Origin of the sequence: Rheinheimera sp. D18 (assembly GCF_004345025.1) — a bacterium.
Classification (GTDB): Bacteria; Pseudomonadota; Gammaproteobacteria; order Enterobacterales; family Alteromonadaceae; genus Alishewanella; species Alishewanella metallidurans.
This window is the reverse complement of record NZ_CP037745.1, coordinates 2596470-2616322: the sequence shown is the minus strand read 5'-3', so window position 1 is coordinate 2616322 and position 19853 is coordinate 2596470. Positions and strand designations below refer to the sequence as shown.

At 44.7% G+C, this 19853-nt stretch carries 21 protein-coding genes and 1 tRNA gene; 17 read left to right on the top strand and 5 right to left on the bottom strand.

Annotated elements, in window-relative coordinates; translation table 11 throughout:
• Window positions 1-102 precede the first annotated feature (102 nt).
• The 3 genes from E0Z06_RS12365 (at window position 103) to E0Z06_RS12355 (ending at window position 2833) form a co-directional block, all read left to right on the top strand.
• Window positions 103-393: a co-chaperone GroES gene (locus E0Z06_RS12365; protein ID WP_132585155.1), complete on the top strand. Its 291-nt coding sequence runs from the start codon at window positions 103-105 to the stop codon at window positions 391-393.
• Window positions 394-440: 47 nt separating this feature from the next.
• Window positions 441-2078, top strand: a complete 1638-nt coding sequence (groL, locus tag E0Z06_RS12360; RefSeq protein WP_132585152.1) for a chaperonin GroEL — start codon at window positions 441-443, stop codon at window positions 2076-2078.
• Between the two features lie 209 nt (window positions 2079-2287).
• Window positions 2288-2833, top strand: a complete 546-nt coding sequence (locus E0Z06_RS12355; protein WP_132585149.1) for a DUF3016 domain-containing protein — start codon at window positions 2288-2290, stop codon at window positions 2831-2833.
• 15 nt (window positions 2834-2848) lie between these two features.
• On the opposite strand, the gene priC is transcribed toward E0Z06_RS12355, so the two are convergent.
• A complete protein-coding gene (priC, locus tag E0Z06_RS12350; protein WP_132585146.1) occupies window positions 2849-3157 on the bottom strand; it encodes a primosomal replication protein PriC in 309 nt (102 codons plus the stop codon).
• Window positions 3158-3324: 167 nt separating this feature from the next.
• Here priC and E0Z06_RS12345 point away from each other — a divergent pair, with 167 nt between their 5' ends.
• The gene (locus E0Z06_RS12345; RefSeq protein ID WP_132585143.1) at window positions 3325-3717 is read left to right on the top strand and encodes a MerC domain-containing protein; all 393 of its coding nucleotides are present in this window, start codon (window positions 3325-3327) and stop codon (window positions 3715-3717) included.
• A gap of 34 nt (window positions 3718-3751) precedes the next feature.
• Here E0Z06_RS12345 and E0Z06_RS12340 read toward each other — a convergent pair whose 3' ends face one another.
• The 3 genes from E0Z06_RS12340 to rsgA are packed head-to-tail and all read right to left on the bottom strand — an operon-like array spanning window position 3752 to window position 6413.
• Window positions 3752-4447, bottom strand: coding sequence for a glycerophosphodiester phosphodiesterase family protein (locus E0Z06_RS12340; protein ID WP_132585140.1), 696 nt, complete (start codon window positions 4445-4447; stop codon window positions 3752-3754).
• 37 nt (window positions 4448-4484) lie between these two features.
• Window positions 4485-5342, bottom strand: coding sequence for an archaetidylserine decarboxylase (asd, locus tag E0Z06_RS12335; protein ID WP_132585137.1), 858 nt, complete (start codon window positions 5340-5342; stop codon window positions 4485-4487).
• Between the two features lie 36 nt (window positions 5343-5378).
• Complete coding sequence (gene rsgA / locus E0Z06_RS12330; protein WP_132585134.1) at window positions 5379-6413, bottom strand: small ribosomal subunit biogenesis GTPase RsgA; 1035 nt, start codon at window positions 6411-6413, stop codon at window positions 5379-5381.
• A 111-nt stretch (window positions 6414-6524) separates the two neighbouring features.
• Here rsgA and orn point away from each other — a divergent pair, with 111 nt between their 5' ends.
• The 4 genes from orn (at window position 6525) to E0Z06_RS12310 (ending at window position 9103) form a co-directional block, all read left to right on the top strand.
• Entirely contained in the window at window positions 6525-7076 is a 552-nt protein-coding gene (gene orn / locus E0Z06_RS12325) for an oligoribonuclease (protein WP_132585131.1), read from the top strand.
• A 66-nt stretch (window positions 7077-7142) separates the two neighbouring features.
• Window positions 7143-7218 (top strand) — tRNA-Gly (locus tag E0Z06_RS12320).
• A 161-nt stretch (window positions 7219-7379) separates the two neighbouring features.
• Complete coding sequence (locus tag E0Z06_RS12315) at window positions 7380-8882, top strand: acetyl-CoA hydrolase/transferase family protein (protein WP_132585128.1); 1503 nt, start codon at window positions 7380-7382, stop codon at window positions 8880-8882.
• 20 nt (window positions 8883-8902) lie between these two features.
• Window positions 8903-9103, top strand: a complete 201-nt coding sequence (locus E0Z06_RS12310; RefSeq protein WP_132585125.1) for a DUF1289 domain-containing protein — start codon at window positions 8903-8905, stop codon at window positions 9101-9103.
• Here E0Z06_RS12310 and queG read toward each other — a convergent pair.
• Entirely contained in the window at window positions 9072-10199 is a 1128-nt protein-coding gene (gene queG / locus E0Z06_RS12305; protein ID WP_132585122.1) for a tRNA epoxyqueuosine(34) reductase QueG, read from the bottom strand. The two genes, E0Z06_RS12310 and queG, sit on opposite strands and share 32 nt — an antisense overlap.
• A gap of 170 nt (window positions 10200-10369) precedes the next feature.
• Between queG and tsaE the strand changes: the two genes are divergently transcribed.
• From tsaE to E0Z06_RS12260, 9 genes are all read left to right on the top strand, one after another.
• Entirely contained in the window at window positions 10370-10840 is a 471-nt protein-coding gene (tsaE, locus tag E0Z06_RS12300) for a tRNA (adenosine(37)-N6)-threonylcarbamoyltransferase complex ATPase subunit type 1 TsaE (protein WP_132585119.1), read from the top strand.
• The gene (locus E0Z06_RS12295) at window positions 10830-12128 is read left to right on the top strand and encodes an N-acetylmuramoyl-L-alanine amidase (protein WP_132585116.1); all 1299 of its coding nucleotides are present in this window, start codon (window positions 10830-10832) and stop codon (window positions 12126-12128) included. Before tsaE ends, E0Z06_RS12295 begins: the two co-directional genes overlap by 11 nt.
• A gap of 2 nt (window positions 12129-12130) precedes the next feature.
• Window positions 12131-13858: a DNA mismatch repair endonuclease MutL gene (gene mutL, locus E0Z06_RS12290; protein WP_132585113.1), complete on the top strand. Its 1728-nt coding sequence runs from the start codon at window positions 12131-12133 to the stop codon at window positions 13856-13858.
• Window positions 13858-14787, top strand: coding sequence for a tRNA (adenosine(37)-N6)-dimethylallyltransferase MiaA (gene miaA, locus E0Z06_RS12285; RefSeq protein WP_132585110.1), 930 nt, complete (start codon window positions 13858-13860; stop codon window positions 14785-14787). Before mutL ends, miaA begins: the two co-directional genes overlap by 1 nt.
• A gap of 82 nt (window positions 14788-14869) precedes the next feature.
• Window positions 14870-15130: an RNA chaperone Hfq gene (hfq, locus tag E0Z06_RS12280; RefSeq protein WP_132585107.1), complete on the top strand. Its 261-nt coding sequence runs from the start codon at window positions 14870-14872 to the stop codon at window positions 15128-15130.
• Between the two features lie 17 nt (window positions 15131-15147).
• Window positions 15148-16443, top strand: coding sequence for a ribosome rescue GTPase HflX (gene hflX, locus E0Z06_RS12275; protein WP_132585104.1), 1296 nt, complete (start codon window positions 15148-15150; stop codon window positions 16441-16443).
• Between the two features lie 40 nt (window positions 16444-16483).
• A complete protein-coding gene (gene hflK / locus E0Z06_RS12270) occupies window positions 16484-17638 on the top strand; it encodes an FtsH protease activity modulator HflK (protein WP_132585102.1) in 1155 nt (384 codons plus the stop codon).
• 3 nt (window positions 17639-17641) lie between these two features.
• Window positions 17642-18526 carry a protease modulator HflC gene (gene hflC, locus E0Z06_RS12265; RefSeq protein WP_132585100.1) on the top strand — a complete coding sequence of 295 codons (885 nt, stop codon included), beginning with the start codon at window positions 17642-17644 and terminating at the stop codon, window positions 18524-18526.
• Window positions 18527-18588: 62 nt separating this feature from the next.
• A complete protein-coding gene (locus tag E0Z06_RS12260) occupies window positions 18589-19746 on the top strand; it encodes an aminotransferase class V-fold PLP-dependent enzyme (protein WP_132585098.1) in 1158 nt (385 codons plus the stop codon).
• Window positions 19747-19853: the final 107 nt, after the last annotated feature.

Below are 19853 nucleotides of genomic sequence, written 5' to 3'. Positions count from 1 at the left end.
ATTTTAGCCTTAGCCCTTGGTTTCTTTTTCGCGTTACCCCATATATGCAGCACACAATTTAACACCCATGTTAAATCACAAAGAAGCTTTAGGAGATAGAGCATGAATATTCGTCCATTACATGACCGTGTCATCATCAAACGTTTAGAAGCTGAGAGCAAATCAGCTGGTGGCATTGTACTAACTGGCGCTTCAGCAGAGAAATCTACTCGTGGTGAAGTTGTTGCAGTGGGCAATGGCCGCGTTTTAGAGAGCGGTGATGTAAAACCGTTAGACGTTAAAGTTGGCGACAAAGTACTGTTCGGCGCTTATGTTGAGCGCACTGAGAAAATTGATGGTCAAGAATACGTGATCACCAAAGAAGACAATATCTTAGGTGTAATTCTGGATTAATTTTTTGAACCGTATAACGCATTAACTAAATGTAAGGATTAAAGAAAATGGCAGCAAAAGACGTACGTTTTGGCGATGAAGCCCGTAACAAGATGCTTAAAGGCGTCAATATTTTAGCAAACGCTGTGCGCGTAACTTTAGGGCCAAAAGGCCGTAACGTTATTTTAGACAAGTCATTCGGCGCGCCACTGATCACTAAAGATGGTGTATCAGTAGCAAAAGAAATTGAGCTAGAAGACAAGTTTGAAAATATGGGCGCGCAGATGGTGAAAGAAGTTGCTTCTAAAGCCAATGATGAGGCTGGTGACGGCACAACTACTGCAACAGTATTAGCGCAAAACATCATTAACGAAGGTGTTAAAGCGGTTGCAGCCGGTATGAATCCAATGGATTTAAAACGCGGTATTGATAAAGCCGTTATTGCTGCAGTAGCTGAATTGAAATTACTGTCGCAACCATGTGCTGATACTAAAGCTATTGCTCAAGTAGGTACTATTTCAGCTAACTCTGACGATGAAATTGGCCAAATTATTGCCAATGCCATGGACAAAGTAGGCAAAGAAGGCGTTATTACTGTTGAAGAAGGCCAAGGTCTAGCAAACGAGCTAGATGTGGTTGAAGGTATGCAGTTTGACCGTGGTTACTTGTCACCTTATTTCATCAACAACCAAGAAGCGGGCCAGGTAGAATTGGATAACCCGTACATTCTTACTATTGATAAGAAAATTTCTAACATCCGTGAGTTATTACCGGTATTAGAAGGCGTAGCTAAATCAGGTAAGCCATTGTTAATTATTGCTGAAGACGTAGAAGGCGAAGCGTTAGCTACGTTAGTAGTAAATAACATGCGTGGTATCGTTAAAATTTCTGCAGTAAAAGCACCAGGTTTCGGCGATCGTCGTAAAGCCATGCTGCAAGATATTGCTACTTTAGCTGGCGGTACGGTAATTTCTGAAGAAATTGGTATGGAATTAGAAAAAGCCGGCTTAGAAGAGTTAGGTACAGCTAAACGCGTAGTGATCACCAAAGATAACACCACTATTATTGACGGTGCTGGTGAGCAAGGTGCTATTGATGCCCGCGTGAAGCAAATACGCCAGCAAATTGAAGAAGCAACCTCAGATTACGACAAAGAAAAACTGCAAGAGCGTTTAGCTAAATTAGCTGGCGGTGTTGCTGTAATCAAAGTAGGTGCGGCAACTGAAATTGAAATGAAAGAGAAAAAACACCGCGTTGAAGATGCGCTGCACGCAACCCGTGCTGCCGTAGAAGAAGGCGTAGTACCTGGCGGTGGCGTAGCCTTAGTGCGCGTAGCAGCTAAATTAGCGGATTTACGTGGCCTTAACGAAGACCAAAACCACGGTATTAAAATTGCCTTACGTGCAATGGAATCGCCACTGCGTCAAATCGTTGATAACGCTGGTGATGAATCATCAGTAGTCGTAAACCAAGTTAAGCAAGGTACAGGTAACTACGGTTACAACGCGGCAACGGGTGAGTACGGCGATATGCTAGAAATGGGTATCTTAGACCCAACTAAAGTAACGCGTTCAGCACTGCAGTTTGCGGCCTCTGTAGGTTCATTAATGATTACTACCGAAGCCATGGTTACTGAATTACCAAAAGCTGATGGCCCAGCAATGCCTGATATGGGCGGCATGGGTGGTATGGGCGGTATGATGTAAACCGTTGGTAAGTTATCACTTACTTAAAACCCCAGCATTGCTGGGGTTTTTGTTTTTAGGCTAAGGTGTTTTGGCTACATCTTTATACAAAACATTACGAGCATAGTGTTAGCAATTAGCGTTATAGTGGTAACAGTAACTAAACTTAATATGTACTTTAGGCTCTAATGGTGTGACTAAACTCACCTAACAACAGCAGGAGATTGGCGATGCGTAATAAACTTGTTATTTGCGGATTTGCGGCGCTGCTATGCAGCACAATTTATTCGGCCGAGCTGCACTCTGCCGAGGTTGAAGTAAAATGGCAGCAGCCAGAAAAATTTACTGATATTCAACCTGCAAACGATAATCGTAAAGTGTACCGTGAACGGGTAATGAAAAAGTTTGATGAGTTTTTTCAACAGCTCGCCGCCAAGTTGCCAGAAGGCTATAGCTGGCAGGTTACGGTTACTGATATCGATCTTGCCGGTGATGTAGACTACTTCGCAGGTGGTGCTGGTAATGCGCTACGCATAGTGAAAGATTTATACTCACCCGCCATTAAGTTTAACCATGTACTGCGTGATAATTTTGGCGAAGAACTGTTAAACGAAGAAGAAAAGCTACGCGATCTGGGTTTTATGCAAACCATAGGGCAAAATACTAATTCTAACGATTTTCATTATGAACAAACCATGTTGCAAAACTGGTTTAACAAGGTGCTATTACCAAAAGTAGAGCAGCATAGCGCGGCACTACCTAAAGTAAGTCAGTAAAATATGTCGGCTAATTTAGCTACTGATGGCTGCGCGAAACTCAGCTAGCGTGCTGTGTAGCTGCTTTAACTGCTGCACAACACGCTGCAGCGTAGCGGTGTTAAACTGCTGACTATGGCGCATTGCGGCTACCTGTTCTGCCGTTTCGGCTAAATAAGGCATAAAGCGATTACTAGACGCTTGAAATAATTGGCTATCAGCAAAAATGCGTTGGTGTTTGGCATGGCCTTGCTGTTGCAAGTTATCAAGCAGTGCATCAGCGTCTACGGCTTTGCGGTACAGCTCTTTCAAATTGTCATCAAGTTGCGTAAGTAAAGTATCCATAATCGCGCTTACCTAAAAAATAATGGCGGCATTATGCCATAAGCCTGTATTCACTTCAGCACGCGTGGCGGGTGAGAACAAAAGTATTTTTTACACGAACCGTTCCCTTCGCAAATGTTTTGTTATACTATATCGTTTCATTAGTTTTACTATCTAGAGTGAGCATCGTGTTAGCAGCGGTTAGAAATGCATTTGATAAAATCGGTATTACAGTAACGTCGCTTTGCGCTATTCACTGTATTTTGCTGCCGGTTATTCTGCCTGTATTGCCTTTGTTGGGGTTAAGTGCAGTGCATAATCACGCTTTTGAACGCATTGTATTACTGATTACTATGGTGCTGGGCTTTATTACGTTGTTTATTGGTTTTCATCGTTACCACCGTAAACTTTATCCGTTTTACTCGTTATTTCTTGGCGGTTTTATTTACTGGCAAAAGGATACTTGGGGCGCGGATTACGAGCACGTCGTATTAATGGTAGGTGCGGCGCTGGTAGTATTAGCGCACGTAATGAATATGCGCTTATGTAATAGCTGCAATAGCTGTGAAGACGAGCATTAACAGCCAAGTGAGTTAACTTAGCTTTACCTACACTTTACTGCGGCAATAAGCAGCCTCGACTTCTTGCTGGATAATTAGTAAAAATGCCATCTACACCATATTGCTGCATTCTGGCAATGTCATCTGCACTATCAACCGTATACACATACACTTTCAGCCCACGCGCTTTAGCATCATCAACAAAGGCTTGGTTAATAAAACTAATATCGCAGTTAACCGAGTAAGCTTGCAGCTGCTGGGCAAAGGCCGCGTAATCAATGGGTAAACTGGCTGTTAGCGCACCGAGCTTTAACTCCGGCCTAGTGTGTTTTAGCTGTAATAATAAATGATGGTTAAACGACGAGATTAGCAATTGCTGGCAGTCAAAACCAAGTTGTTGCTCGGCTTGTTGCAGCAGTGCTAGTAACGGCGCTACGGTGTTTTCACCCTTTAATTCAATATTCAACCATAACTTATTTTGCACGCGCTGCAGCACCTGCCACAGCGTAGGAATTTTCTCGCCGCTGCCGGCATCTAGCTGCATTAGCTGGGCTAAGCTGTGCTGATAAATACTGCCAGTGCCATTAGTGGTGCGTGCTAAGTGGTAGTCGTGGATGACAATTAATTCGCCATCAACCACAAACACATCAAGTTCGATAGCGTCGGCACACTGCATAATGGCGTGGTCGAATGCTAACAGCGTGTTTTCTGGATATTCGCCGCTAGCACCGCGATGGGCAATAATTTGCATTTATCTCCACCTTGAAAAATTAGTTATGGCCTAAACGTTAGTTTAGCTTAGCAAACGGCTCACCCATGCGGGTTACTGTGCCTGCTTGTTGCTCAGCTAAAAATTGTAGTTTATTAGCTGGAAATGCCAACACGACAGTAGAGCCTAATTTAAAGCGGCCCATTTCGGCGCCTTTTTCTAGCGTAATCGCGGTTTTACCGTGTGCCGGATAATTCCAACGGAATACATGCTTACCGGCTGGTGGCGTTACCGTGCCGGCCCATACGGTTTCAATGCTGGCAACAATAGTTGCGCCTACTAATACCAAGGCCATTGGCCCTAACTCGGTATCAAAAATAGTGACTACGCGTTCATTGCGGGCAAATAAGTCGGGTACGTTTTCAGCGGTTAACGGGTTAACGGAAAACAGGTCTCCAGGGACGTAAATCATTTGCCGTAATGTGCCTGTAATTGGCATATGAATGCGATGATAATCTTTAGGTGCTAAATAAATAGTGGCAAATTCGCCGCCCATAAATGGCTCGGCAGTGGCTATATCGCCGCCTAATAACGCTTGCAGCGAATAGCTATGGTTTTTTGCTTGCACCAGTTGCCCCTGCACAATAGGGCCTAGTTGGCTAATACAGCCATCTACCGGATGAGCAATAATGTTGGTCTCAGTAGCTAGTGGGCGAATGCCGTCTTTTAATGGCCGAGTAAAAAATTCGTTAAAGCTGGCATATTGCTCGGCGTTTTCAAATTGCGCTTCAGCCATATTAATACCGTAAGCCTTAATAAAACGGTTAATTAAAAAATGTGTAAACCAGCCCAGTTTTGCCGCGGCAAGTTTACCTACTAAGCGTGAAATTAAATGCTTTGGCAGCAGATACTGCAGGGTAATTTTTAAATTATCCATTGTGCTCTCAGTTATAAGTTAGTTATTGGTGCTCGGTTAAAAATAATTGGGTTTATCTTGCGCCATACTGGCGAGAATTTTTAAATAGCTGTCGTAGCGTTCATGGCTAACCTCGCCATTCTCGACGGCATGCTGAATGGCACAGCCCGGATCGGCAATATGTTTGCAGTCGCGGTATTTGCAGCGCCCTAACCAAGGCGTAAACTCGACAAAACCGCGCGTTACTTCTTCAGCGGTTAAATGCCATAGAGCAAATTCGCGAATACCCGGTGAGTCTATTAGATCTCCACCATTAGGTAAATGATACAACCGCGATACCGTGGTTGTATGCTGCCCAAGACCTGAGTTAGTCGAAACCTCTTGGGTGTGTGCCGCTAGGCCTGGCATTAGGCTGTTCATTAATGATGATTTACCCACACCGGATTGACCAACAAAGATGCTGGTGCCGCTATGTAAGTAATCGAGTAATTGCTGCATGCCCAAGTTGGCTTTAGCGCTAACCAGCAAAAAGTCATAGCCAAGCTTTTGATATAACGCGAGTTGCTGCTCGGTAGCTTGTAGTTCATCTGCGCTAAGTAAGTCTACTTTATTAATGACCAGCAAGGGTTTAATGCCGGTTATTTCGGCAGCAACTAAGTAGCGGTCGATAATATTTAGTGACAGCGTAGGTAAAATAGCTGAAACAATAATCATTAAGTCGATATTAGCGGCTACTGGTTTTAGGCCATCATAAAAATCGGGGCGTAATAGCACTGAGCTGCGTTCTTCTACCGCATCAATTACGCCATCTACACCACCTGTGGGGTGCAATGCGCGACGCCAAATTACCTGATCACCGGTTACCAGTGAGGCAATAGCGCGGCGCATATTACAGCGCACCACGTCGCCGTGCTGATCTTCAACGTCGGCGTGCTGGCCAAAGCGGCTTAATACTAAACCGGTTTCTACGGCGGCAAAGCTGGCGTCATCAACAGATTCGACACCTTTGTTTTTTGCTACCCTTAGCCTTTTACTGGCGTTATCGACAATGCGCTGCTGTTGGCGCTGGGTAAGATGTTTTTTCTTCGTCACGGCGTCTGTTTTCGCTCTGATGTAAAGGATGCTATTACTGCTAAGCTTAGGGCGTGTATGATACCCGTATTCTGTAAATGAACAAAGCAGCATGCTGCGTAAGGGCTTTTGATGAGTGTAAATGATAATAATCTAGTTTGGCTTGATTTAGAAATGACCGGACTAGAGCCAAAAACCGACGTTATTCTAGAAATGGCGACCATAGTTACTGATAGTCAGTTAAATATACTCGCTGAAGGGCCGGTGTTTGCTATTAAACAATCGGACGAGGTGCTAGATAATATGAGTGCTTGGTGTGTTGAGCAACATGGCAAAAGTGGTTTAACCGCCCGCTGTCGTGCAAGTAGCGTTAGCTTAGCTGAGGCTGAGCAGCAAACAATTGCCTTTTTACAGCAATATGTAAATGCGGGTAAATCGCCAATGTGTGGCAATAGCATTGGCCAAGACCGGCGTTTTTTAGCAGAATATGCACCACAATTGGAAGCTTTTTTTCACTACCGTAATTTAGACGTGAGTACGGTAAAAGAATTGGCACGGCGCTGGCACCCTGATGTATTAGCGAAAGTACAAAAAGCCGGCAGCCATTTAGCGCTAGACGATATTCGCGAGTCAATTGCTGAATTAGTAACCTATCGCACGCATTTTTTTAAATTACCTGAATAAAATGCTTGCATAAGCCAACCGATTTTGTAAAATGCGCGCCATCAGAACGCAACAGCGTTAGATTTTGCGAGTATAGCTCAGCTGGTAGAGCGCGACCTTGCCAAGGTCGAGGTCACGAGTTCGAACCTCGTTACTCGCTCCAAATTAATAAAAAAAGCCGCTTTTTAGCGGCTTTTTTTATTGCTATTTTACGCCGAGTGATTTATTGCTCTATTCTTATTAGACTTAAGTCTAGGTTGGCTAGTCAGCTGCTATCTTTACTCATAGAATGACGCCCTTTTTGTCGTACTGAGATAATAGCTTATGTCGTTAGAACGTATTCGCCTTGCTTCATTGCACACTAAAGTAATGTCAGCTGAACTTGCCGCTGACATGATTGAAGATGGTATGACCGTGGGAATGAGTGGTTTTACCCGTGCTGGCGAAGCCAAAGCAGTGCCCCAAGCGTTGGCACTAAAAGCGTTAACTACACCAATGAAAATTACCTTAATGACCGGCGCATCTTTAGGTAACGATCTTGATAAAAAAATGACCGAAGCCGGTATGCTGGCACGACGGATGCCGTTTCAAGTTGACAGTACATTACGCAAAGCGATTAACAGCGGTCAAGTTATGTTTATTGACCAACATTTATCTGAAACCGTAGAGCAATTGCGTAATCATCAGCTAAAGCTGCCCGATATTGCGATTATTGAAGCAGTTGCCATTACCGAGCAAGGCCATATTGTGCCAACTACGTCAGTGGGGAACTCGGCAAGCTTTGCTATTTTTGCCAAAAAGGTGATTATTGAAATTAACCTTGGTCAAAACCCAAATTTAGAAGGTTTGCATGATATCTACATTCCCAGTTATCGGCCAACGCGCACGCCAGTGCCATTAGTTAAAGCGGATGATCGTATTGGTAGTACTGCCATTCCAATTGATCCGGCAAAAATTGTTGCCATAGTGTTCACCGATAAAACTGACTCACCTTCAACCGTTACTGAGCCTGATGCCGACACACAAGCAATTGCTAATCATTTAGTCGCATTTTTAGAACAAGAAGTAGTAGATGGGCGCTTACCAAAAAATCTTGGCCCATTACAAGCGGGTATTGGTAATATCGCCAACTCAGTAATGACTGGCTTAATCGCCTCGTCGTTTGAACACTTAACGATGTATTCTGAAGTGCTACAAGATTCTACCTTTGATTTAATTGATGCCGGCAAACTGGATTTTGCTTCAGGAAGCTCCATTACCTTATCCGAGCGGCGTAATAAAAGTGTGTTTGGTAATTTAGATAAATATAAACATAAGCTGGTACTGCGACCGCAAGAAATATCTAACCATCCTGAATTAGTGCGCCGTTTAGGCATTATTGCCATTAACACTGCGCTAGAATTTGATCTGTACGGCAACATTAACTCTACCCACGTTTGTGGCACTAGAATGATGAATGGTATTGGTGGCTCTGGTGATTTTGCCCGCAATGCGCATTTAGCTATTTTTGTTACTAAATCGGTGGCTAAAGACGGCACTATTTCTAGTGTCGTGCCTATGGTAAGCCATGTTGATCACACGGAACACGATGTTGATATTTTAGTAACAGAGCAAGGTTTAGCTGATTTACGTGGTTTAGCACCGCGTGAGCGCGCAGTTCAGGTGATCACGCATTGTGTTCACCCGACCTATCGTGAAGCTTTATTAGATTACTATAACCGAGCTTGCGCAAAAGGTGGGCATACACCACACTTATTAACTGAAGCCTTATCTTGGCACCAGCGTTTAGAGGAAACCGGCACTATGCTGTCAACGAGCGCAGTGTAGGCTAAATAAAGAAGGTAGTTATGTTGCGTTCGCCCTGTGTTCGAAATTGCTGTTTAGATCAGCAAGACTGCTGTCTTGGTTGTGGCCGGCTATTAACCGAGATCACGCAGTGGAGCACGGCGAGCGAACAACAACAGCAACAAATTTTAATTGCGGCTAAACAACGAAAAGATGAGCGAGATGCCAAACTTAAGCATCTCGAGGCAAACCTTTTTCGATAATACGCACTAAACGTGCGGTTTTTCGGGGTATTAATGAGTCTTGCTGCCAGCCTTTGCGTTTTTGCTGCTGTAATGCCCAGTGAATGTGCTCGGCAACTAAGGCAGTGGTGTCTGCTAACTTTTGCTGTAAAGCGCTAATAACCGTATCGCTGTACGGTGCGTTACCTAAAGCTACAGCAATATTGCGCTGCCAGCGCTCAAAACCAATACGACGAATTGCACTGCCTTCAGTGTAATTCAGAAATTCGTGTTCTTGCCAATTAAACAAACTGAGTAAACTTTGGTTTTGCCATTGTTCTCGGCGCTGAAAGTCGGCTTCTATTGATAGTGGGGCCTGACGGTTTTCTGGGCAAACTAACTGGCAGTCGTCACAGCCATAAATGCGGTTGCCAATTAATGAGCGAAACTCTTCAGGTATTGCGCCTTTAAGCTCAATAGTTAAATACGAAATACAGCGACGGCCGTCAACTACATAGGGCGCAACAATAGCGCCTGTGGGGCAACTGGTGATGCAAGCCACGCAGCTACCGCAATTGCCATCATGAGGTGTATCAATAGGCAGCGGTAAATTGATGAGTAGTTCGCCAAGGAAAAACCACGAACCGGCTTCTTGGTTTAATAATAAGCTGTGTTTACCCACCCAACCTAGGCCAGCTTGTTGGGCTAGTGGGCGTTCTAATATTGGTGCTGAATCGGTAAAGGGACGAAAACCTAGTTCAGCCACCTGCTGGTTAATGCGTTGGCCTAATTGCTTTAAGCGGTTGCGTATCAGTTTGTGATAATCTCGGCCTAGCGCATAGCGGCTAATATAGGCCTGCGTTGGGTCAGCCAAGTTTGTAGCAAAACCCGCACCCTGCGGCAAGTAATCCATTCGTACACTAAGCACCCTAACTGTGCCGGGAACTAATTCGGCGGGCCTTGCTCTTAACATGCCATGGCTAGCCATGTAGTCCATTTCACCGTGATAGCCAGCATCTAGCCAGTGTTGTAAGTGGCGCTCGGCGTCGGGCAAACTAACGCCAGTAATACCTAGATCAGCAAAACCTAACTCTTTTGCCCACGTTTTTATTTGTTGCGCTAGCGCTGCATAATCCATAGAAACAGTAGTAACTGATGTAAGGGTGGGTAATTTAGCATAAATTGTTGCAGCTCGGCTAACCTGTTGCGCTAGCTAAAGCGGTAATACGCGGTTTTACTGGCTCATTAGTGACTTAATTTGTTAACATGGCAGCGATTTATTCATGGTAGCAAACAGTGTGGTGACCGGTGGCGCAATATCAGAGTGTATTAAAAGATGAAGCGGCAACAATATTGTTGGCACAGCAACTTGCGCGCTATGTAAAACCTGGGCAAACGTTATTTTTGCATGGTAGCTTAGGCGCAGGTAAAACCACCTTTAGCCGTGGCTTACTTAACGCGCTTGGCCATAATGGCACGGTTAAAAGTCCAACCTACACCTTGGTTGAGCCTTATCAATTTGCTGGCTTTACTGTGTTTCATTTTGACCTATATCGTTTACGTGATGCCGAAGAATTAGAGTTTATGGGTATTCGCGACTATTTTCGTGCCGATACGTTATGTTTGATCGAATGGCCGGAGCAAGGCATGGGTTATTTACCTATACCCGATCTCGACATACACTTAGTTTTTCAGCAAGAGCACCGACAGGTAACGCTAACGGCAAATACCAATGTGGGTGCCAACATAATAAAAGCCTTAGCAGATAATGAAAAATAATAATTACATAATTAAAAGCTGCTTACTGTTACTGGTTTTACTGAGCTCAGTCGCGGCGGCAAATCAGGTTCAGGGTGTGCGGGTGTGGCCGTCACCAGATAATACCCGCATAGTGTTTGATATGGCGGCAGCGCCTGTACACAAAAGTTTTACCCTAAATAAGCCAGAGCGACTGGTTATAGATTTAAGCAACATTAAAGGCGGTAGTACCTTACCGCAAATATCCGGTGAGTCTGCGCTAATTAAAGCCATTCGTAGCAGTGGCGATGCCAACAAGATGCGTATTGTTTTAGATTTAAACAAGGCGACTAAAACGAGTGTTTTTGCGCTGCCGCCCACACCGCCATACGGCCACCGTTTAGTGGTCGACTTATTTGATGACAGCCCAGTAGAAAACATACCGCCAGTCGCTATTCGTGCGGCACGCGATATTGTTATTGCTATTGATGCTGGACATGGTGGCGAAGACCCTGGTTCTATAGGCCCTAGTGGTTTTTATGAAAAAAACATCACCTTGCCGGTTGCAACACAGTTGGCAAGATTAATTAATGCTCAGCCGGGCATGAAAGCCATGATGGTGCGCACCAATGACTATTATATTCATGTAAACAAACGCACCGAAATTGCTCGGGGTCAGCAAGCTGATTTGTTAGTATCAATACACGCTGATGCCTTTACTTCGCCGCAACCGCGCGGGGCATCGGTTTGGGTATTATCAATGCGTCGTGCGACAACCGAAGTGGGCCGAATGCTGGAGCAAACTGAGCGACATTCTGAGCTGCTTGGTGGTGTAGCTGAAATTATTAAAGATTCAGTGAATGAGCGTTATCTGGCACAAACAGTATTAGATTTGTCGATGAATCATTCAATGATTACCGCACATCAAGTTGCCAGCGAAGTATTGTTAGAGTTAGACCGAATTGCCTTTTTGCATAAAAAAGAGCCGCAAGCTGCCAGCCTTGGCGTACTTAAAGCACCCGATATTCCGTCTATTTTGGTAGAAATTGGTTTTATTTCTAACCCACAAGAAGAAAAATTATTAAAGTCAGCTAGTCATCAGTCTAAGCTAGCGCAGTCATTATTTACCGCATTAAAGCGCCATTTTGAAAAATCGCCGCCAGCAGATTCGCTCTTCGCGCAACAACGATCACGTGAACACCGAGTTAGCGCCGGTGAATCATTATCGCTATTGGCTCAGCGTTATAACGTTTCTATCGACGACTTACGGCATATTAATAAGTTAAGCTCTGACAGCATTAATGTTGGCCAGACGCTACGGATCCCTTAAATATGGCGATCCGAATATTATCCCCGCAGCTGGCGAATCAGATAGCGGCGGGAGAGGTTGTTGAGCGGCCAGCCTCAGTAGTAAAAGAGCTGGTTGAAAATAGCCTAGATGCTGGCGCAGATGTTATTGAAATAGATATAGAAAAAGGCGGCAGCAAACTTATTCGGGTGCGGGATAATGGTAGCGGGATACCAGAACAAGAGTTGGTATTGGCACTAAGTCGGCATGCAACCAGTAAAATTGCTGATCTAGATGATTTAGAGGCCATTAGCAGCTTGGGCTTTCGTGGAGAAGCCCTTGCCAGTATTAGCTCGGTATCCCGGCTAACATTAACCTCGCGGACGCATGATCAGAGCGCGGCTTGGCAAGCAACTGCTGCCGGTCGTGATATGCACGTAGATGTACGCCCAGCGGCGCATCCTGTTGGTACCAGCATTGAAGTGCTCGATTTATTTTTTAATACGCCAGCGCGGCGTAAATTTTTGCGCACCGATAAAACCGAATTTAGCCATATTGACGAACTGGTTAAACGTTTAGCCTTAAGCCGCTACGACGTAACGTGGCAATTAACACACAATGGTCAACCAGTACGCCGCTTAAAAGCGGCTGATTCAGCAGAGCAGCGGCAAAAACGCGTCGCCGCGTTATGTGGCCGTGCCTTTAGCGAGCATGCTGCTTTTATTGAAAACCAATATGGCGATGTGCGTATTTGGGGTTGGATTGTGCAACCTGAAGCTTGTTCTGCTCAGCTGCAGTGTCAGTACAGCTACGTTAATGGCCGCATGATGCGCGACAAGCTACTTAATCATGCTATTCGCCAAGCTTATGGTGAGCACTTACTTGCTGATCAGCAACCGGCGTTTGTGTTGTATTTAGAGCTCGACCCACGTCAGGTGGATGTTAACGTGCACCCAGCAAAGCATGAGGTGCGCTTTCATCAAGCCAGATTAATTCATGATTTTGTCGTGTCAGCTTTAACTGATGCACTGCACCAGCTTACACCTCGACCTCAGCTAGCCATAGTCGCGCCATCTGAAGTGCAGGAGCAAAGTAGAGAGGCTTACCCCTCAGCAAGTCATGTGCGCCAATGGCAGGGCGCAGGTCGCACTGCGTCGTCATATCAAGCCTCAGCCGCGGCGGTAAATCGTGAGCTATCGTATTGGCAACATCAGGCCAACACTGAGCCCGCTGTTGCCATACCTGTGACACAGCAAGCTACCGAGCACGCCGTTAGCACTGCAGCGTTACTGATCGCTGATAATCGCTATTTATTGCAGCAACAGGCAGAAAATATTCACGTTATCGATTTAATACCGACACTTACGGCCTATTTTTCTGTGCATCCGCAACCGGCGCAACCCATACTCTTGCCACAACGTATAACCGTTAATGTCGAACAAATTGCCTTATTAACGCAACAAGCAGAACAATTTAATCAGTTAGGTTTTGATTTACTACTTAGCGATAAGATACTGATTATTCGAGCAGTGCCTAGCTGGCTGAGGCATAGCGCTATTAGCCAATGGTTACCGCTTTGGCTTGAGCAGTTATGCCTAGATAGCCCAGAGCAGCTAATAAAGCATTTATTGTCTATGCTACTTAACGCTAATAGGGTATCGGCTAGGGCGGTGTTACACTCCATACCGCAATTACTTAATGCGCCAGAGTTTTGGTTAAGTGTGCCGCTGCAGCTAGAAACAACGCTGAGTTTGTTAACGGAACTAAATTAATGAACCAAGCATTAAATAATGTAGTTTTTATAATGGGGCCAACGGCGTCTGGCAAAACGGCACTGGCAACGGCGTTACATCAGCAGATCCCGTCAGAGTTAATTAGTGTTGATAGTGCATTAGTTTACCGCGATATGAATATTGGCACTGCTAAGCCAACAGCAGCCGAGCAGAAAGTTACACCGCACCATCTTATTGATATACGCGATGCCGCTGAGAGCTATTCTGCGGCAGATTTTCGTAATGATGCGTTAAGATTAATTGCTGAAATACAACATCGTGGTAACATTCCAATTCTGGTTGGCGGCACTATGTTGTATTTTAAAGCCTTGCTTGAGGGAATATCGCCATTACCTGAAGCGAATGCAGAGATACGGGCTCAACTTGAGCGTGAAGCTCAAAGCCGAGGCTGGGCAGCGTTGCACGATGAATTAGCAAGGGTTGATATTATTGCCGCGCAGCGCATTCATCCGAATGATCCGCAGCGAATTAATCGTGCGCTAGAAGTGTACAGAATTACCGGTCGGACTTTAACAGAATTAACCGCAGACAAAGGGGAACCTTTTCCTTTTCCTGTACACCAATTCGCTATTGCGCCTGCCGAGCGTTCGGTTCTGCATCAACGCATCGCCTTGCGTTTTGAGCAAATGTTAGCGGCAGGTTTTGAACAAGAAGTACAAGCTTTACGGCAGCGTACTGATTTACATATTGATTTACCCTCTATCCGCTGCGTAGGTTATCGGCAAATGTGGCAGTATTTAGATGGCGAGTGCAGTTACACTGAGATGACTGAGCGGGGCATTGCGGCAACGCGACAGTTAGCAAAACGGCAATTAACCTGGTTACGTGGCTGGTCGCAGTTAAATTGGCTAGAAAGCGACGCGCCAGTGACAGAAAACTTGCAAGCGATTTTAACTTCGCTAAGCTGAATAAATAAAAATGCTTTAACAACTTGAAATAAAAAAAATAATACTCATATAAGACACACTAATAATAAAAGGAAAGCGGCACATGGCAAAGGGCCAATCTTTACAAGACCCATTTTTAAACACCTTGAGACGGGAACGTATTCCAGTGTCAATTTACTTGGTGAATGGTATTAAACTTCAGGGTCAGATCGAATCTTTCGATCAGTTTGTTATTTTACTGAAAAATACCGTCAGTCAGATGGTATATAAACACGCCATCTCAACCGTCGTGCCAGCACGTGCCGTTAATACAATGATCAGTCATAGTAATGGTCAGGGTGACGACGAAGACGATACGGAATAATAACAGGGAGCTTTCGCTTGTCTGACATTAGCGTTATTGCGGAACAAGCGATCCTTGTCCATGTAAACTTTTCGCAGCAGCACAACAGCGAAGATTTGAGTGAACTCAAATTGTTGGTGTCTTCTGCTGGCGTTGAATGCCTGCAAGTCGTTACGACGAGCAGAAGTGCGCCTGATGCAAAATTTTTTGTTGGCTCCGGCAAGGCGGCTGAAATTGCTGCGTTAGTAGCAGAAACAGAAGCCGATGTTATTATTTTCAATCATGCCTTAAGTCCCGCGCAAACGCGTAATCTTGAACGCGTTTGTTTAGCTCGAGTTATTGACCGTACTACCCTTATTCTCGATATCTTTGCCCAGCGTGCCCGTACCTTTGAAGGTAAGTTGCAGGTTGAACTGGCTCAGTTACAGCATTTAGCCTCTCGCTTGGTGCGGGGGTGGGAAGGTTTAGACCGGCAAAAAGGCGGTATTGGCATGCGTGGCCCGGGCGAGACACAGCTTGAAACCGACCGGCGTTTATTGAACGAGCGTATTAAAGCGCTACAAACTAGGTTAGCTAAACTAGAAACTCAGCGCGAGCAAGGTCGCAAAGCCAGGCAAAAAGCTGAAGTGCCCGTAGTATCAGTGGTGGGTTACACCAACGCAGGTAAATCAACGCTGTTTAATCGGCTAACTAACGCAGGCGTGTACGCTGCCGATCAGTTATTTGCTACCTTAGATCCGACATTACGCAAGCTAAAACTAAAAGGCATCGGCGACATTATATTAGCTGATACTGTTGGCTTTATTCGGCATTTACCGCATGATCTAGTGGCGGCATTTAAATCTACCTTACAAGAAACTCGTGAAGCTGATATTCAACTGCACGTTGTTGACGTTGCTGATGCACGTAAAGACAGCAATATGCAGCAGGTTGACGCTATTCTTGAAGAAATAGACGCCGACCAAATACCTCAGTTATTAGTCTTTAATAAAGTTGACCTACTACATCAAGCGCCGCGTATTGAATATAATGAATACGGCCAACCTGCCGCGGTGTATTTATCGGCGGCTACCGGCGCCGGTATCGATTTATTAGTGCAAGCGATAACTCAACTGTTATCCGAGCAATTTGTTGATGTAATGCTGTTGCTACCGCCGGCTCAGTCAGTGTGGCGGTCGCGGTTTCATCAACAGCATTGTATCGCGCACGAACAGTTTGACAGCGAGGGTAACTGTGAGCTGAAATTGCGAATTAGTGACAGCGTATGGCAGCGTTATTTAAAGCAGTCTCAAGGCGTGCTAGAAAACTATATCGTCAGCGCGCCGGTAATTTGATACATTAACCTTTATTTTGCAACTTAGAACGGAGTAGAGCATGGCTTGGAATGAGCCCGGCAACAATGGTAAAAATAACGACCCGTGGAAACAGGGCGGTCGTGATCAGGGGCCACCAGATTTAGATGAAGTATTTCGTAACTTCGGCAAAAAGCTAGGCGGCGTTTTTGGCGGTGGTAAATCTTCTGGTGGCAATAGCGGTGGTGGCTTTGCTGCTGCTTCGCTGTTGATATTAGTTGTTGCTGCGCTGGTATGGGCTTTTAGTGGCTTTTATACCATTCAAACGGCTGAACGCGGTGTGATTTTACGCTTTGGTCAATACCATAGTGAAGTTACTGCTGGTATTCATTGGAAGCCCACCTTTGTTGATACTGTTATTCCGGTAGACGTTGATGAAGTGCGTACCTTGCGTACTGATGGCTTTATGTTAACTCAAGATCAAAACTTGGTGCGAGTTACCTTTGAAGTACAGTATAAAATACTCGACCCGATGCTATATTTGTTCTCGGTTGTCGATGCTGATAACAGCTTGAAAGAAGCTACTGACTCTGCGCTTCGCTTTGTTATTGGTCACTCAATTATGGATGACGTGTTAACGCGTGGCCGTGAAGTGGTGCGGCAGAATACGCGTACTGAGCTTGAGATGATCATGGAACCCTACAAAACGGGTTTAAGTGTAGTCGATGTGTATTTCCGCGATGCGCGGCCGCCAGAAGAAGTGCGCGCTGCGTTTGATGATGCGATTTCTGCGCAAGAAGACCAAGAACGTTTTGTCAAAGAAGCAGATGCCTATGCTCGCGAAATTGAACCTCGTGCTCGTGGTCAAGTAAACCGTGTAATGCAAGAAGCCGAAGCCTATAAGCAACAAATTGTGTTAAAAGCACAAGGTGAAGTAGCGCGCTTTGAAAAGTTATTACCAGAATATATTGCGGCACCTAAAGTAACTCGCGATCGTATCTATCTAGAAACTATGGAACAAGTGTATAGCAGCACATCTAAAGTGCTGGTAGACGTAAAAAATGGCAATAATATTATGTATTTACCGTTAGATAAAATGTTGAACAATCAAGGTTCAACTGAACAACGTAGCCAACCAGCAACGTTATCTACGCCGCGTACTCAGTTAGATAGCAGCAATACTGAAGTAAGACAAAACACTGCCCGTGGCAGTGAGCCGCGTACTGGTAGGGGATAAAAAATGAAGAATTTTCTAATTGCTATTTTCGTAGTACTGGCAGTTGTAGTGGTGTCTTCACTGTTTGTTGTCGCAGAAGGCAAACGCGCTATTGTCATTCAATTTGGTAAAATTCAAGTTGACGATGCTAATAAAGTTAAAGTATTTGGCCCTGGCTTACATATAAAAATTCCGTTTATTGAAGACGTAAAAATGTTTGATGCACGTATTCAAACGTTGGACGATCCGGCGGATCGTTTTGTTACTGCCGAGAAAAAAGACTTATTGGTAGATAGCTACGTTAAATGGCGGATTAAAGATTTTGGTGCGTACTTTGTTGCTACTCGTGGTGGTAATAAAGCCCAAGCTGAAGACCGCTTAAAAGGCATAATTAATAACGGTTTACGTTCTGAGTTTGGTTCAAGAACCATTCAAGAAATTGTTTCTGGCGAACGTACTCAGCTAATGCAAGGCGCGTTATCTCAGGTTGCCGCTTCTGCTGATGAGTTTGGCATTGAAGTAGTTGACGTCCGAGTTAAGCAAATTAACTTACCAAACGAAATTAGTAATTCAATATTTGCTCGTATGCGTGCAGAGCGTCAGGCTGTAGCCCGTGAGCATCGTTCTAAAGGTATGGAAGAAGCTGAAATTATCCGCGCTGATGTAGATGCTAGGGTAACAGTAATGCTGGCCGATGCTGAGCGTAACTCGCGTACTGTGCGTGGCGATGGCGATGCAACAGCCGCTAAGGTATATGCAGACGTGTACAGTAAGAACCCTGAGTTTTATTCCTTTGTGCGCAGCATGGAAGCCTATAAAAAGAGCTTCGATAGTAAAAGTGACGTGTTAGTAGTGCAGCCAGATAATGATTTCTTTAAATATATGAAATCAGAAAAATCAGGTAAGTAAGCACATTTAGTTTAAAGGGCCCGAAAGGGCCTTTTTTATAACAAATAGTTACTGGGGGAGCCATGTACCAGCAGTTTTATCAGCAATTTTTAAATGCTAATAAAGGCAAGCAACATTTTGCCTGTCACTCACATCACTATTGGCCTGATATTACACGTGAGGCTATGTTGGAATATTGGGATGACACCGCAAGGCTCGTCGATGATAAATGGCGTTATATATTTGCCGAAAAAGTGCCGCAAACCCAGCAACTTATTGCCGATGTTTTGCACTTACCTCATCCTGAGCAGTTGGTGTTTGCGCCTAATACTCATGAACTGGTTATGCGCTTACTTAGTTGTTTTGATTTACGCCAACCGGTTAAAATTCTAACCACAGACAGCGAATTTTATAGCTTCACACGACAAGTAAAGCGCTTGGCTGAATACGATAATATACAGCTAGATATTATTCCAACTGAACCTTTCTCCACCTTTGAACAACGTTTCGCTGCCGCGGCATCGGCGCAACAGTATCAACTTATTTTTTGTAGTCAGGTATTTTTTAACTCGGGTTATGCCATAGCTAATTTAACTGGTTTTGTGCAACAGCTTGCCACTAACCCGGATACGATGATTGTTATCGACGGTTATCATGCGTTTATGGCAATACCGACCGATCTTTCTGCAATAGCTGAACGTGTTTTTTATATAGCCGGTAGCTATAAATACGCACAGGGTGGTGAAGGCTGCTGTTTTATGGCCGTGCCTGTCGGCAGTAGCGAACGGCCGTTGTATACCGGCTGGTTTGCCGAGTTTGGTACGTTAACGGCAGAAAAATCTGCGGCGATATTATATAGCGAAGATGGCTACCGTTTTGCTGGTGCGACCATGGATTATACGGCGCTGTATCGGTTAAATTCGGTACTGCGGCTATTTAAGCAGCAAGGCATTAGTGTTGGTCGTATTCATCAATACGTACAGCAATTACAGCAAGTGTTTTTAGCTCAGTTAGCTGAACTTAATCACCCGCAATTAAATAGTAAAACCCTAGTTGCCCACGATCTAAGTTGTCATGGCCACTTTCTGACCTTCCGTTTTGGCAGCTTAGTAGAGGTGGCAGAACTAGCTGCTGTACTTAAACGTGCCGGTATAGAAACGGATTATCGCGGAGACCGGTTACGTTTTGGCTTCGCGTTGTATCATAATAGCGAACAATATGACCTAAATTGCTTAGCATAGCGTTATTTAACCTGCTGAATACACACCATAAAACGAGCCGCTGATAAAAAAGCGGCTTTTTTTCTTCCAGACGGCTGAAACTTGGTTGCCAATTTGGTAGACTCCAC